At 65.2% G+C, this 13,042-nt stretch carries 15 protein-coding genes; all 15 read left to right on the top strand.

Annotated features, from left to right (window positions below):
• Positions 1 to 75: 75 nt before the first annotated feature.
• The 15 genes from cobO to E8E68_RS25885 all read left to right on the top strand — a co-directional run bounded on the left by cobO (position 76) and on the right by E8E68_RS25885 (position 12,768).
• Positions 76 to 687, top strand: a complete 612-nt coding sequence (cobO, locus tag E8E68_RS25815) for a cob(I)yrinic acid a,c-diamide adenosyltransferase (protein WP_110746106.1) — start codon at positions 76 to 78, stop codon at positions 685 to 687.
• The gene (locus E8E68_RS25820) at positions 684 to 1,979 is read left to right on the top strand and encodes a cobyrinate a,c-diamide synthase (protein ID WP_280346079.1); all 1,296 of its coding nucleotides are present in this window, start codon (positions 684 to 686) and stop codon (positions 1,977 to 1,979) included. Before cobO ends, E8E68_RS25820 begins: the two co-directional genes overlap by 4 nt.
• Positions 1,976 to 2,626: a 5,6-dimethylbenzimidazole synthase gene (gene bluB, locus E8E68_RS25825; protein WP_266031352.1), complete on the top strand. Its 651-nt coding sequence runs from the start codon at positions 1,976 to 1,978 to the stop codon at positions 2,624 to 2,626. The genes E8E68_RS25820 and bluB overlap by 4 nt, the downstream gene beginning before the upstream one ends.
• Positions 2,623 to 3,531 (top strand): adenosylcobinamide-phosphate synthase CbiB, encoded by a 909-nt coding sequence (gene cbiB, locus E8E68_RS25830; protein WP_266031353.1) that lies wholly within the window; start codon positions 2,623 to 2,625, stop codon positions 3,529 to 3,531. The genes bluB and cbiB overlap by 4 nt, the downstream gene beginning before the upstream one ends.
• On the top strand, positions 3,524 to 4,516 hold the full coding sequence (cobD, locus tag E8E68_RS25835) for a threonine-phosphate decarboxylase CobD (protein WP_266031355.1): 993 nt from the start codon (positions 3,524 to 3,526) through the stop codon (positions 4,514 to 4,516). The genes cbiB and cobD overlap by 8 nt, the downstream gene beginning before the upstream one ends.
• The gene (locus E8E68_RS25840; protein WP_266031357.1) at positions 4,513 to 5,967 is read left to right on the top strand and encodes a cobyric acid synthase; all 1,455 of its coding nucleotides are present in this window, start codon (positions 4,513 to 4,515) and stop codon (positions 5,965 to 5,967) included. The genes cobD and E8E68_RS25840 overlap by 4 nt, the downstream gene beginning before the upstream one ends.
• Before the next feature lies 1 nt (position 5,968).
• The gene (cobU, locus tag E8E68_RS25845; RefSeq protein WP_266031359.1) at positions 5,969 to 6,490 is read left to right on the top strand and encodes a bifunctional adenosylcobinamide kinase/adenosylcobinamide-phosphate guanylyltransferase; all 522 of its coding nucleotides are present in this window, start codon (positions 5,969 to 5,971) and stop codon (positions 6,488 to 6,490) included.
• On the top strand, positions 6,487 to 7,542 hold the full coding sequence (cobT, locus tag E8E68_RS25850) for a nicotinate-nucleotide--dimethylbenzimidazole phosphoribosyltransferase (RefSeq protein WP_266031361.1): 1,056 nt from the start codon (positions 6,487 to 6,489) through the stop codon (positions 7,540 to 7,542). Before cobU ends, cobT begins: the two co-directional genes overlap by 4 nt.
• Positions 7,539 to 8,105: an alpha-ribazole phosphatase family protein gene (gene cobC, locus E8E68_RS25855; protein WP_266031363.1), complete on the top strand. Its 567-nt coding sequence runs from the start codon at positions 7,539 to 7,541 to the stop codon at positions 8,103 to 8,105. Before cobT ends, cobC begins: the two co-directional genes overlap by 4 nt.
• 1 nt (position 8,106) lies before the next feature.
• Positions 8,107 to 8,829: an adenosylcobinamide-GDP ribazoletransferase gene (locus E8E68_RS25860; protein ID WP_280346088.1), complete on the top strand. Its 723-nt coding sequence runs from the start codon at positions 8,107 to 8,109 to the stop codon at positions 8,827 to 8,829.
• 235 nt (positions 8,830 to 9,064) lie between these two features.
• Positions 9,065 to 10,198 carry a cellulase family glycosylhydrolase gene (locus tag E8E68_RS25865; RefSeq protein WP_266031533.1) on the top strand — a complete coding sequence of 378 codons (1,134 nt, stop codon included), beginning with the start codon at positions 9,065 to 9,067 and terminating at the stop codon, positions 10,196 to 10,198.
• A 42-nt stretch (positions 10,199 to 10,240) separates the two neighbouring features.
• Positions 10,241 to 10,645, top strand: a complete 405-nt coding sequence (locus E8E68_RS25870) for a MarR family winged helix-turn-helix transcriptional regulator (RefSeq protein WP_110746117.1) — start codon at positions 10,241 to 10,243, stop codon at positions 10,643 to 10,645.
• Between the two features lie 73 nt (positions 10,646 to 10,718).
• Positions 10,719 to 11,912, top strand: coding sequence for an MFS transporter (locus E8E68_RS25875; protein WP_266031535.1), 1,194 nt, complete (start codon positions 10,719 to 10,721; stop codon positions 11,910 to 11,912).
• On the top strand, positions 11,909 to 12,031 hold the full coding sequence (locus E8E68_RS25880; protein WP_256590639.1) for a hypothetical protein: 123 nt from the start codon (positions 11,909 to 11,911) through the stop codon (positions 12,029 to 12,031). Before E8E68_RS25875 ends, E8E68_RS25880 begins: the two co-directional genes overlap by 4 nt.
• 185 nt (positions 12,032 to 12,216) lie before the next feature.
• On the top strand, positions 12,217 to 12,768 hold the full coding sequence (locus tag E8E68_RS25885; protein ID WP_266031368.1) for a glutathione peroxidase: 552 nt from the start codon (positions 12,217 to 12,219) through the stop codon (positions 12,766 to 12,768).
• The last annotated feature ends 274 nt before the right edge of the window (positions 12,769 to 13,042 follow it).

Here is a 13,042-nt window from a genome sequence, read left to right on the forward strand (position 1 = left end):
CCTGCGCGCTCTCCGTCTGCCTGCCTATTACCTGTCGTCGCGCGTTGCCGCGGTGCCAGCCAGCGGAGAACCCTGATGAGCGAATCCACCGAACGCGACGAACGCCACCTGGCGCGTATGCAGCGCAAGAAGGCGGTCATCGACGAACGTATCGCCAACTCCCCCAACGAATGCGGCTTGCTGCTGGTGCTAACCGGCAATGGCAAGGGCAAGAGCAGCTCGGCTTTCGGCATGCTCGCGCGCGCTTTGGGCCATGGCATGCAGTGCGGCGTGGTGCAGTTCATCAAGGGCCGCAACAGCACCGGCGAAGAGCTGTTTTTCCGGCGCTTCCCCGAGCAGGTGCGCTACCACGTGATGGGCGAAGGCTTTACCTGGGAAACCCAGGACCGTCAACGCGACATCGCTGCGGCCGAAGCGGCCTGGGCGGTGTCGCGCCAGCTGCTGCAGGACCCGAACGTACAGTTTGTGGTGCTGGACGAGCTGAACATTGCGCTCAAGCATGGCTACCTCGACCTCGATCAGGTGTTGTCCGACATCCAGGCCCGCCCGCCGATGCAGCATGTGATCGTCACTGGCCGTGCAGCCAAGCCTGAGATGATCGAACTGGCCGACACCGTGACCGAGATGGGCATGCTCAAGCATGCCTTCCAGGCCGGCATCCGCGCACAGAAGGGCGTCGAACTGTGAGCCAGGCGCGCCATTGCCCTGCCGTGTTGATCGCGGCACCCGCTTCTGGCCAGGGCAAGACAACGGTTACTGCCGCACTGGCCCGCCTGCACCGAAATCTCGGGCGCAAGGTGCGGGTGTTCAAGTGCGGGCCGGATTTCCTTGACCCGATGATCCTGGAAAGGGCCAGCGGCGCGCCGGTGTACCAGTTGGACCTGTGGATGATCGGCGCGGAGGAAAGCCGCCGGCTGTTGTGGGAAGCCGCCGGGGAGGCCGACCTGATCCTGATCGAAGGCGTGATGGGGCTGTTCGATGGCACCCCGTCCAGCGCCGACCTGGCGCGCCATTTTGGCGTACCGGTGCTGGCGGTGATCGATGGCACAGCCATGGCCCAGACCTTCGGTGCATTGGCCCTGGGCCTGGCGCGTTACCAGGCCGACTTACCGTTTGCCGGCGTGCTGGCCAACCGGGTGGGCAGCCTGCGCCACGCACAATTGCTGGAGGGCAGCCTGACCGAGGGCCTGCGCTGGTATGGCGGTTTGTCCCGCGAGCGCGGCATCGAGCTGCCCAGCCGCCACCTGGGGCTGGTCCAGGCCAGTGAGCTGAATGACCTGGATGCCCGCCTGGATGCTGCTGCCGAGGCGCTAGGTGGCAGTTGTGACGCCGCCTTGCCGCCGCCGGTGAGCTTTGCCGCACCGCAGCCTCAAGCCTGCGTGGCCGCGCTGGCCGGTGTGCGAATCGGCGTGGCGCGGGACGAGGCGTTCGCCTTCACCTATGGCGCCAACCTCGACCTGCTGCGCAACCTCGGCGCCCATCTGGAATTCTTCTCGCCGTTGCACGACCGCGAGCTGCCGGAGGTCGATAGCCTGTACCTGCCGGGCGGCTACCCGGAGCTGCATCACCGGGCGCTGGCAGCGAACGCATCGATGTGCGAGGCGATCCGCACCCACCACGCACAGGGTAAGCCGTTGTTGGCCGAATGCGGCGGCATGCTGTACCTGCTCGATGCCCTGACCGATGTGGCGGGCGAACGCGCCGAACTGCTTGGCCTGCTGTCGGGCGAGGCGACCATGCAGAAGCGCCTCGCGGCCCTGGCGCTGCAGGCGGTGGTGTTACCGGAAGGTACCTTGCGCGGGCACACCTATCACCATTCGCTGACCAGCACCGGGCTGGAGCCGATTGCCCGCGGCCTGAGCCCCAATGGCGGACGCGGCAACGAAGCGGTGTACCGTCTGGGGCGGTTGACTGCCTCCTACGTGCACTTCTACTTCCCTTCCAACCCGGATGCGGCGGCGGCGCTGTTGCGACCATGAGCGAACACGCCTTCAGCGACACCGAACGCGCCGCGATCTACCGCGTCATCGGCGAGCGCCGCGACATGCGCCACTTCGCTGGCGGCCAGGTTGAGCCTGCCTTGCTCGGTCGCCTGCTGGCCGCTGCGCACCAGGCGCCCAGCGTCGGGCTCATGCAGCCTTGGCGCTTCATCCGCATTACCCGGCGCGAGCTGCGTGGGCAGATCCAGGCCTTGGTTGAGGCGGAGCGCGTGCGCACTGCCGCGGCATTGGGCGAACGCTCCGACGACTTCATGAAGCTGAAGGTGGAAGGCATCAACGACTGTGCCGAACTGCTGGTGGCAGCCTTGATGGACAACCGCGAACCGCACATTTTCGGCCGCCGCACCCTGCCGGAAATGGACCTGGCCTCGCTGGCCTGTGCCATCCAGAACCTGTGGCTGGCAGCCCGTGGCGAAGGGCTGGGGATGGGCTGGGTGTCGCTGTTCGACCCGCTTGAACTGGCGGCGCTGCTGGGTATGCCTGCGGGTGCCAAGCCGGTCGCGGTGCTGTGCCTGGGCCCGGTCACCGAGTTTTACCCAGTGCCGATGCTGGTGCAGGAAAACTGGGCCGAAGCACGGCCTTTGAGTGAAATGCTGTTTGAGAACCAATGGGGAGAGCAGCAATGAGCGTGGCCTTGCTGACCGTGGCCGGGGTGGCCCTGGATGCATTGCTGGGTGAACCGCAGCGGCGCCATCCACTGGTGGCCTTCGGCAAGATGGCCAGCAACCTCGAGCGCCGATTGAATGCTGGCGGTCGTGGTTGGCGCAGTCATGGCGTGAGCGCCTGGGTTCTGGCGGTATTACCGCTGACCCTGGTGGCGCTGGTGCTGTCCTGGCTGCCGTATGTCGGCTGGCTGGTGGATGTGCTGGCGTTGTACTGTGCGGTGGGGTTGCGCAGCCTGGGCGAGCATGTGCTGCCGGTAGCCAACGCCTTGCGGCAGGGTGACCTGGAGGAAGCGCGGCGCCGGGTCGGCTTTTTGGTCAGCCGCGAAACCCGCGAACTGGACGAGCCGGCGGTGGCCCGGGCGGCCACCGAGTCGGTGCTGGAGAACGGCAGTGATGCCGTGTTCGCTGCGCTGTTCTGGTTTGTCGTGGCTGGCGCACCAGGCGTGGTGCTGTACCGCCTGAGCAATACCCTGGATGCCATGTGGGGTTACCGCAACGAACGCTTCGAGCGCTTTGGCTGGTGTGCGGCGCGCATCGACGACGTCCTCAACTATATTCCCGCAAGGCTGGTGGCGCTCACCTATGCGCTGCTCGGCAAGACCCGCCTGGCCCTGGCCTGCTGGCGCAGGCAGGGCCCGCTGTGGGACAGCCCCAACGCCGGGCCGGTGATGGCTGCCGGCGCCGGGGCGCTGGGCGTGGAGCTCGGCGGCCCGGCGGTTTACCACGGCGAATTGCACGAGCGGCCTCGCCTGGGTGAAGGGCCGATGGCCGATGCCGACGCCATCGAACGCGGTTGGGGCCTGGTGCAGCGCGGCGTCTGGCTGTGGCTGCTGGTGATCTGCCTGGGGGCTTATATCAATGCTTGAACACGGTGGTCGCCTGCTGCGCGCGGTGCGCCAATACGGAATTGCCCGCGAGCAGTGGCTCGACTTGTCCAGCGGCATTGCGCCCTGGCCGTTCCCGATTCCGGCAATTCCACTCGATGCCTGGGCCCGCCTGCCGGAAACCGAGGACGGCCTGGAAGACAGCGCGCGTGCCTATTATGGCGCCAGCCAGTTGCTGCCGGTGGCCGGCTCGCAGGCGGCTATCCAGGCGTTGCCGCTGATGCGCGCAGCCTGCCGGGTCGGGGTGCTTTCACCCTGTTATGCCGAGCATCCGTATGCCTGGCAGCGCGCAGGGCATCAGCTGGTGGAGCTGGGCGAAAGCCAGGTTGAGGCGGCGCTCGACAGCCTCGACGTGCTGGTGCTGGTCAACCCCAACAACCCCACCGGGCACCGAGTGCCGCGTGATCGCCTGCTGGCCTGGCATGCTCGTCTGGCCGCGCGGGGTGGCTGGCTTGTAGTTGATGAAGCCTTCATGGACAACACCCCGGCAGGCAGCGTGATGGACTGCGCCGAGCGCCCGGGCCTGATTGTGCTGCGCTCGTTCGGCAAGTTCTTCGGCCTGGCCGGGGTACGCCTTGGTTTCGTCGCTGCCGAGCACAGCCTGCTGCTGCGGCTGGCCGAATGGCTTGGGCCATGGACGGTGAATGGCCCGACCCGGGTGCTGGCACAGGCCAGCCTGGCTGATCAGGCTGCGCAGCGTACGCAGATCGAACGCTGTGCCGCGGCCAGCCACCGGCTCGCAGCGATGCTGAGCGGTGCTGGCCTGGCGCCCAGTGGTGGCTGCGACCTGTTCCAGTACGTGCGCAGCGAACGTGCTGCGCGATTGCACGACTTTCTCGCCCGCCGCGGCATCCTGGTGCGCCTGTTCGAACACCCTGCGGCGGTGCGCCTGGGCCTGCCTGCCTCTGAAGTGGATGAGCAGCGCCTGGCGCTGGCCTTGGCGGCCTATCAAAAGGAAACGGCATGACCACCCTCATGGTGCAAGGCACCACTTCCGACGCCGGCAAGAGCACGCTGGTGACCGCGCTGTGCCGCTGGCTGTTGCGCCAGGGTATCGGTGTGGTGCCGTTCAAACCGCAGAACATGGCGTTGAACAGTGCCGTGACCGCCGATGGCGGTGAAATCGGCCGCGCCCAGGCGGTACAGGCCCAGGCCTGCCGATTGGCGCCGCATACCGACATGAACCCGGTGCTGCTCAAGCCCAACAGCGATACCGGCGCCCAGGTGATCATCCAAGGCCGCGCCGTTACCAGCATGAACGCAGTGGCCTACCACGATTACAAGGCGATCGCCATGCAGGCAGTGTTGGCCTCGCACCAGCGCCTGAGTGCCGCCTGGCCGGTGGTGATGGTTGAAGGCGCAGGGTCGCCGGCGGAGATCAACCTGCGTGCTGGCGACATCGCCAACATGGGCTTTGCCGAAGCAGTGGACTGCCCGGTGATCCTGGTCGCCGATATCAACCGTGGTGGGGTGTTCGCCCATCTGGTGGGCACCCTGGAGCTGCTTTCGCCCAGTGAGCAGGCTCGGGTGAAAGGGTTTGTGATCAACCGCTTCCGTGGCGACATCGCGCTGTTGCAACCGGGGCTGGATTGGCTGGAGCAGCGCACCGGCAAACCGGTGCTGGGCGTACTGCCTTACGTCACCGACCTGCACCTGGAGGCCGAAGACGGTATCGACATGCGCCAGGGCGCGAAGCACGAACGCGTGCTCAAGGTGATCGTGCCGGTATTGCCGCGTATCAGTAACCACACCGATTTCGACCCACTGCGCCTGCACCCGCAGGTAGACCTGCAGTTCATCGCCGCGGGCCAGCCGATCCCCGCTGCCGACCTGATCATCCTGCCAGGCTCCAAAAGTGTGCGGGGCGATCTGGCGCAGTTGCGCGAGCGCGGCTGGGACAAGGCCATCGATCGGCATCTGCGCTATGGCGGCAAGCTGATCGGTATTTGCGGTGGCCTGCAGATGCTTGGCCGCGCGGTGCATGACCCGCTCGGGCTGGAGGGGGCTGCTGGCTCAAGCGCGGGGCTGGGCCTGTTCGATTACACCACGGTGCTTGAAGCAGAGAAGCAGCTGCGCAACGTGGCGGGCACGCTCAACCTTGAAGCCTCGCCGGTCAGCGGTTACGAGATCCATGCCGGAGTCACCACCGGCCCGGCTCTGGAGCGGCCTGCCATGCAGTTGGCAGATGGCCGCTGCGATGGCGCCATCAGTGCCGACGGGCAGGTGCTTGCCACCTACCTGCATGGTCTGTTCGAAGGTAGCCAGTCGTGCGCTGCGTTGCTGCGCTGGGCTGGCCTGGAGGATGTGCAGATGATTGATTACGAGGCCCTGCGCGAGCGCGACATCGAGCGCCTGGCCGACCTGGTGGAAACGCACCTGGACACCGCGCGCCTGCGCCAGCTGTGTGGGGTGGCCTGAAATGCTTAACCTGATCCTTGGCGGCGCGCGTTCCGGCAAGAGCCGCCTGGCCGAACAGCTGGCCAGTGCCAGCGGGCTGCCCGTGACCTACATTGCCACCAGTCAGCCGCTGGATGGTGAAATGAACGAACGCGTTCAGCTGCACCGCCAGCGTCGCCCTGCTGATTGGGGGTTGATTGAAGAGCCTCTGGCCTTGGCTGCCGTGCTGCGCGCCGAGGCGGACGAAGGGCGCTGCTTGCTGGTCGATTGCCTGACCCTGTGGTTGACCAACCTGTTGATGCTCGAAGACGAACAGCGCCTGGCCGAGGAGCGTGATGCCTTGCTGGCTTGCCTGGAACAGTTGCCCGGCAGCCTCATTCTGGTCAGTAACGAAACCGGCCTGGGCGTGGTGCCCATGGGCGAGCTGACCCGGCGTTATGTCGACCTGGCCGGCTGGCTGCACCAAGCCGTGGCCGAGCGCTGTCAGCGCGTGGTGCTGACCGTGGCCGGCCTGCCCCTGATACTCAAAGGACCTGCTCTATGACTCAAGCCTGGTGGCGCGAAGCCTGCCAACCTCTGGACAACGCCGCCATGGACAAGGCCCGCGCCCGTCAGCAACAGCTGACCAAACCTGCCGGCTCGCTGGGCCAGCTCGAAGGCCTGGCCATTCAGCTGGCTGGCTTGCAGGGGCAAGAACGCCCCTCGCTCGATAAGGCCGCGATCGGCATTTTTGCCGGCGACCACGGCGTGGTCGAGGAGGGCATCTCGGCTTACCCGCAGGCGGTGACTGGGCAGATGCTGCGCAACTTCGTCGGCGGCGGCGCCGCTATCAGCGTGCTGGCGCGGCAACTGCAGGCCAGCCTGGACGTGGTCGATCTCGGCACCATCGACCCACAGCTGGAACTGCCCGGCGTGCGCCATCTGCGCCTCGGCGCCGGCACCGCCAACTTTGCCCGCCAGCCGGCGATGACCGAGGCCCAACTGCAAGCCGCCTTGCAGGCCGGGCGCGAGAGCGCGCTGCGTGCAGCCGAACAGGGCGCGCAGTTGTTCATCGGTGGCGAAATGGGCATTGGCAACACCACGGCGGCCGCGGCCTTGGCCAGCGTCCTGCTGGGCTGCCCGGCAGCAGAACTGAGCGGGCCGGGCACCGGCTTGGACAACGCCGGGGTGCGGCACAAGGCTGAGGTCATCGAGCGGGCGTTGCAACTGCATGGCTTGCGTGCCGAGGAGCCGCTGCAAGCGTTGGCTTGTGTAGGTGGTTTCGAGATTGCCGCGCTGGCCGGTGCCTACCTGGGCTGCGCGCAGGCAGGCGTCGTGGTGCTGGTGGACGGCTTCATCTGCAGCGTCGCTGCGCTGGTGGCGGTACGTCTCAACCCGCAGTGTCGGGCCTGGTTGCTGTTCGCCCATCAAGGGGCCGAGCCTGGGCACAAGGCCTTGCTCGCTGCGCTGCAGGCTGAGCCGTTGCTGGCCCTGGGCCTACGCCTGGGCGAGGGCAGTGGCGCTGCCTTGGCAGTGCCACTGTTGCGCCTGGCCTGTGCGCTGCACGGGCAGATGGCGACCTTTGCCGAGGCCGCGGTGGCGGACCGTCCGGCATGATCCTCGATCTGCTGCGCCACGGTGAAACCGAGCAGGGCGGCCTGCGCGGCAGCCTTGACGATGCCTTGACTGAAAAGGGCTGGGCGCAGATGCGCAGTGCCGTGGCCGAGGCCGGCCCGTGGCAGGTGCTGGTCAGCTCGCCGCTGCAGCGTTGTGCGCGTTTTGCCGATGAGCTGGGTGCGCGCCTGGATGTGCCGGTGCAGCGCGAACCGCGTTTGCAGGAGCTGCATTTTGGCGATTGGGAAGGCCACAGCGCTGCGCAGATCATGGAAACCCAGGCGGATGCACTCGGGCGTTTCTGGGCTGACCCCTACGCCTTCACGCCGCCCAATGGTGAGCCGGTCGAAGCGTTCTCCGAGCGGGTGTTGGCGGCAGTCGAGGGTTTGCGCCTTCAACATGCCGGCAAGCGCGTGCTGCTGGTCACCCATGGTGGAGTGATGCGCCTGCTGCTGGCCCGTGCTCGTGGTTTGCCGAGAGAGCACTTGCTGCAGGTCGAAGTCGGGCATGGCGCGTTGATGCGGCTGGTTTCGGATGACAGCGGGCAGTGGGTCGAGGAAGTTTGAGATGTTGCCTTTCTGGATAGCCTTGCAGTTTCTCAGCAGACTGCCGGTGAGCCTGCCGGGCATGCCGGCGCCCCGTGATACCGGGCGCTCATTATTGTGCTATCCGCTGGTCGGGCTGCTGTTCGGCCTGCTGTTGTGGCTGGCGAGCCATCTGCTGCAAGGCACGTCGGCGCCGCTGCATGCGGCGTTGCTGCTGACGCTGTGGGTGCTGCTCAGTGGTGCCTTGCACCTGGATGGCCTGGCGGACAGCGCCGATGCCTGGCTAGGCGGCTTTGGCGACCGTGAGCGCACCTTGCGCATCATGAAGGATCCGCGCAGTGGGCCCATTGCCGTGGTCACCCTGGTGGTGGTGCTGCTGCTGAAGTTTTGCGCCCTGTGGGTACTGGTAGAGCAGGGAGTTGGCGTGCAGTTGCTGCTGGCGCCACTGATCGGGCGGGCGGCGATGCTGGGGTTGTTTCTCTGCACGCCTTATGTTCGGCCAGGTGGCTTGGGCCAGGCGCTGGCCGAGTACCTGCCCCGACGTGCAGCCGGGTGGGTGTTGCTGGGCACTGCGCTGTTCTGCCTGTGCCTGGGCGGATGGGCCGTGCTGCTGGCGCTGATGGTGTTCGCCTGGTTGCGGCAGATGATGTGTCGGCGCTTGGGCGGGACCACCGGGGATACCGCAGGCGCAATGCTGGAGCTGCTCGAACTGACCGTAGTGCTGGCGCTGGCATTGGGCATTTGAACCGTTGCCTTGCGCAGCATCTGCAGGCGCCAACTGTCGAAGGTGAGGCGGTTTCTGTAAGACGTTTCTGAGCAGAAACGGATGGTAACTGTCTGGAAAAACCCAGAAACTGCGCAGATCTTTCAGTTGGCTTATGCTCCCGGTTTTGGTCGAAGGGGAGGATCTGCCCATGCGTCATTACGTGCTCACGATCTTGTTGATAGCCATGAGTCCCGCTGTGTTTGCAGCTGACCTCATGGCGTTCTGGGACGCCCCCCGCCACGGCGGCAACAGCTTCAACCGATTGCCACCCGACCAAGCCTATTTCGATGCCTTGAGCGGCTACGGTGCCACCTGGGTGCGGCTTTCCTACGACAAATGGCAACCGGCAGACCGTGATTTCCTCCTCGGCAACGCTGATTCCTATGTCGGCCTGCCCGCTGCCGATTTGGCGACGCTGCGCGCCACGCTCGACCGTGCGCACCAGGCGGGGCTGAAGGTGGTCATCGCGCCGCTCTCGCTGCCCGGCATGCGTTGGTCGCAAAACAACCAGGGCCGGTTCGATGACCGTCTGTGGCAGGACAAACGCTTCTGGTTACAGGCTGCAGGTTTCTGGCAGGACATGGCGCGTGAACTGAAAGGCCACCCAGCCATCGCCGCCTACAACCTGATCAATGAGCCTGCGCCAGAAAAGCACAGCGACTTGGCCGAGCATGCTGACCCTGGGCAGATGCAGCAGTGGTATGCCCGAGAACAGGGCGGTGCGCGTGATCTGCCGGCGTTATACCGGCAACTGATAGCGGCCATTCGCGAGGAGGACTCTGACACGCCGATCATGGTCGATGCCGGCTGGTTCGCGGCTGCAGATGCGTTCGCATACTGGCCGAGCGCCCTGGAAGACCAGCGGGTACTGTACAGCGTGCACATGTACGAGCCTTATCATGTGACCAGCTCGCCCAACATGGCGCGCAAACAGCCCATCGCCTATCCCGGCCCCGCACCGTTTGCCGGGCAAACCCAGCAGTGGAACAGGCAGCGCGTGGAGCAGTACCTGCAGCAACCAATGGCGTGGGCAGAGGCCATGAACGTGCCGCGTTCACGCCTGGTGGTGGGCGAGTTCGGCTGCATGCGCCGGTTGCCGGGTTGCCTGCAGTATCTCGAGGACGTGCTCGGAGTCATGGAGCGCGATCAGTTGCACTGGGCGTTCTATAGCTTCCGCGAAGACAGCTGGGATGGCATGGACTACGAACTGGGGTCGGCCAAGGTGCCGTGGCGCTATTGGCAGGCGATTGACCAGGGGGCGCCGGACCCGCTGCCGCGCAAGGCCACGGTGGAGTTCGAGCCCATCCGCAAGCGCTTGGCCCCAGGTTGGCTTGAAGCCAGACCATGAAATTGATTGCAACACTGGTGACGCGGGTATATACACGTATCCATGCTGACCAGTGAATGCATCTGTACCCATTTGCGTCGGGCCGCCCGTGGGGTGAGCCGGCATTACGACGAGGCCCTTGCCGGCTTCGGGGTCAATGTCGCGCAGTTTTCCCTGTTACGGCACCTGCAAAGGCTCGACCGCCCCAGCATTACCACCCTCGCCGAGGCCATGGGCCTTGAGCGCAGCACCTTGGGCCGTAACCTGCGGGTGCTGGAGGCCGAGGGGCTGGTGGCACTGGCCGGTGGCGACGACCAGCGCAACCGCGTGGTGCTATTGACCGATGCGGGTGTGCAGTTGCTGCAGGCAGCCCACCCCGCCTGGGAAAAGGCCCAGGTCGAGTTGGTGGCGCGGCTGGGGGAAGGGCAGCGGGATGAACTGGTGCGTTTGCTGGACCAACTGGCCTGAATCGATACGACTATGAGCGGGTATATACCCGCAAAAACCTTGTGATGTGCTGGAGATAACGACAATGACTTCGGTGTGGCGTACCAGCGGATGGGTATTGTTGGGGGCGGCTTTGATCCTGGCGCTGTCCCTGGGTGTGCGGCACGGCTTTGGCCTGTTCCTGGCACCCATGAGCGCCGATTTCGGCTGGGGGCGCGAGGTGTTCGCCTTCGCAATTGCCTTGCAGAACCTGATCTGGGGGCTGGCGCAGCCGTTCGCGGGTGCCCTGGCCGACCGCCTGGGCGCGGCAAAGGTAGTGATCATTGGCGGCATTCTGTATGCCGGCGGCCTGATCCTGATGGGCATGGCTGACTCGGCCTGGTCGTTGTCGCTGAGTGCCGGCTTGCTGATCGGCATTGGCCTTTCCGGCACCTCGTTCTCGGTCATTCTGGGCGTAGTCGGGCGTGCAGTGCCTGCCGAGAAGCGCAGCATGGCCATGGGCATCGCCAGTGCCGCTGGCTCGTTCGGTCAGTTCGCCATGCTGCCGGGTACCCTGGGCCTGATCCAGTGGTTGGGCTGGTCGGCAGCGTTGCTGGTGCTGGGGTTGATGGTGGCGTTCATCGTGCCCTTCGTCGGCCTGCTGCGTGACCGCCCGTTGCCCAGTAGTGCTACCGAGCAGACGCTGGGCCAGGCACTACGCGAGGCCTGCTCGCATTCGGGGTTCTGGTTGCTGGCGCTGGGCTTTTTTGTCTGTGGCTTCCAGGTCGTGTTCATTGGTGTGCACCTGCCGGCCTACCTGGTTGACCAGCACCTGGCCGCAACTACCGGTACCACGGTGCTGGCGTTGGTTGGCCTGTTCAATATCGTTGGTACCTTCACCGCTGGTTGGCTGGGCGGGCGCATGTCCAAGCCGCGCTTGCTGACCGGGCTGTACCTGTTGCGTGCGGTGGTGATCGTGCTGTTCCTGTGGGCGCCGGTGAGCGAGTTCAGTGCGTATCTGTTCGGCATCGCCATGGGCCTTTTGTGGCTTTCCACGGTGCCGCTGACCAATGGCACCGTGGCCACGGTGTTCGGCGTGCGCAACTTGTCCATGCTGGGCGGTATCGTGTTCCTGTTCCACCAGCTGGGTGCCTTCCTGGGTGGCTGGCTGGGCGGGGTCGTGTATGACCGTACCGGCAGCTACGACTTGGTCTGGCAAATTTCCATCCTGCTTAGCCTGTTGGCTGCAGCCCTTAACTGGCCCGTGCGCGAACGCCCGGTTGCCCGCCTGCAGGCACAGGCCGCATGAACCGCTACCTGACCCGTGGCTTGCTGGCCGTCGCTGCGCTGGCGCTATTGGCGCTGGTGTGGTGGGGGTGGCACCGGGGTGGGATGGCGTTGATGCAACTGGGCATGGGGGTTTGTTAGGCGATAGGGCTGCCTTTTCATGGCTCCCGGAAGCGGGTCTATTGCTTGGAGGTAGCGTTCGTTCAGTGTTGTGGGCGGGCAAGATGTCTGGATGCGTCGGCTATGGGTTCGTAACGTAAAGTGGGCATTCGTTTGGTTCTGGCGCTACCCTGCAGGTTCAAGGATTCAATGCGGGAGAACGAACCATGCGTGCACATGGGTTTGCGGTGCCGGTGCTAGCGTTACTTGCCAGTGCATCGAGCTGGGCTGCCGATTGCCCGGCGTTGTTGCAGGGCAGCTTGCCGGAGTTGCGGGGCAAGGGCCAGGTCGAGCTGTGCGAACGGTTTGCGGGCAAGCCGCTGGTGGTGGTGAATACTGCGAGTTACTGCGGGTTTGCGCCGCAGTTCGAGGGGCTTGAGGCGACTTACAAGCACTATCACGAGCAGGGCCTGGAGATGCTCGGCGTGCCGTCCAATGACTTCAAGCAGGAAGACGCCGACAGCGAGAAGACCGCGAAGGTCTGTTATGCCAACTATGGCGTTACTTTCACCATGACCAAGACCCAGCCGGTGCGGGGTAAAGATGCGATACCGCTGTTCGCCGAGCTGGCCAACCAGAGTAGTGCGCCGAAGTGGAATTTCTACAAGTATGTTGTGGATCGCAAGGGCAAGGTGATCGGAAATTTCTCCAGCCTCACCAAGCCGGATGATCCAGCGTTCCGGGCAGCGATTGAAAAGGCTATCGCCTCGAAGCAGTAACCTGGTTGCCGGTTGCCGGTTGCTGGTTGCTGGTGCTTGCTTTGGCTCTAGCTCTTGCTTCGGTTCTTGATTCTGCTTCTAAGTGCGCGATAGTTCAGGCGACACAGGTTGCGACTTCAGTAGGCCGAGCGAAGGGCATGCGGAGGGAGGTGACGGGCATGGATGCCCGTCAAGCGCTGAGGCCCCATGGATGGGGCCTTCGGCGCGTACTCCCGGGAGCATGCCCGTAGCGAGGGGACCCCGGAGCGTAGCGTAGGGGCCGGATGATGGGAGC

Origin of the sequence: Pseudomonas sp. BN607 (assembly GCF_029871175.1) — a bacterium.
Classification (GTDB): Bacteria; Pseudomonadota; Gammaproteobacteria; order Pseudomonadales; family Pseudomonadaceae; genus Aquipseudomonas.

Bases quoted from the DNA above. Each gene is read 5' to 3' on its own strand.
- cobO (WP_110746106.1), top strand. From the start codon at position 76: ATGAGCGAATCCACCGAACGCGACGAACGCCACCTGGCGCGTATGCAG.
- bluB (WP_266031352.1), top strand. From the start codon at position 1,976: ATGAGCGAACACGCCTTCAGCGACACCGAACGCGCCGCGATCTACCGC.
- cbiB (WP_266031353.1), top strand. From the start codon at position 2,623: ATGAGCGTGGCCTTGCTGACCGTGGCCGGGGTGGCCCTGGATGCATTG.
- cobD (WP_266031355.1), top strand. From the start codon at position 3,524: ATGCTTGAACACGGTGGTCGCCTGCTGCGCGCGGTGCGCCAATACGGA.
- E8E68_RS25840 (WP_266031357.1), top strand. From the start codon at position 4,513: ATGACCACCCTCATGGTGCAAGGCACCACTTCCGACGCCGGCAAGAGC.
- cobU (WP_266031359.1), top strand. From the start codon at position 5,969: ATGCTTAACCTGATCCTTGGCGGCGCGCGTTCCGGCAAGAGCCGCCTG.
- cobT (WP_266031361.1), top strand. From the start codon at position 6,487: ATGACTCAAGCCTGGTGGCGCGAAGCCTGCCAACCTCTGGACAACGCC.
- cobC (WP_266031363.1), top strand. From the start codon at position 7,539: ATGATCCTCGATCTGCTGCGCCACGGTGAAACCGAGCAGGGCGGCCTG.
- E8E68_RS25860 (WP_280346088.1), top strand. From the start codon at position 8,107: ATGTTGCCTTTCTGGATAGCCTTGCAGTTTCTCAGCAGACTGCCGGTG.
- E8E68_RS25865 (WP_266031533.1), top strand. From the start codon at position 9,065: ATGGCGTTCTGGGACGCCCCCCGCCACGGCGGCAACAGCTTCAACCGA.
- E8E68_RS25870 (WP_110746117.1), top strand. From the start codon at position 10,241: ATGCTGACCAGTGAATGCATCTGTACCCATTTGCGTCGGGCCGCCCGT.
- E8E68_RS25880 (WP_256590639.1), top strand. From the start codon at position 11,909: ATGAACCGCTACCTGACCCGTGGCTTGCTGGCCGTCGCTGCGCTGGCG.
- E8E68_RS25885 (WP_266031368.1), top strand. From the start codon at position 12,217: ATGCGTGCACATGGGTTTGCGGTGCCGGTGCTAGCGTTACTTGCCAGT.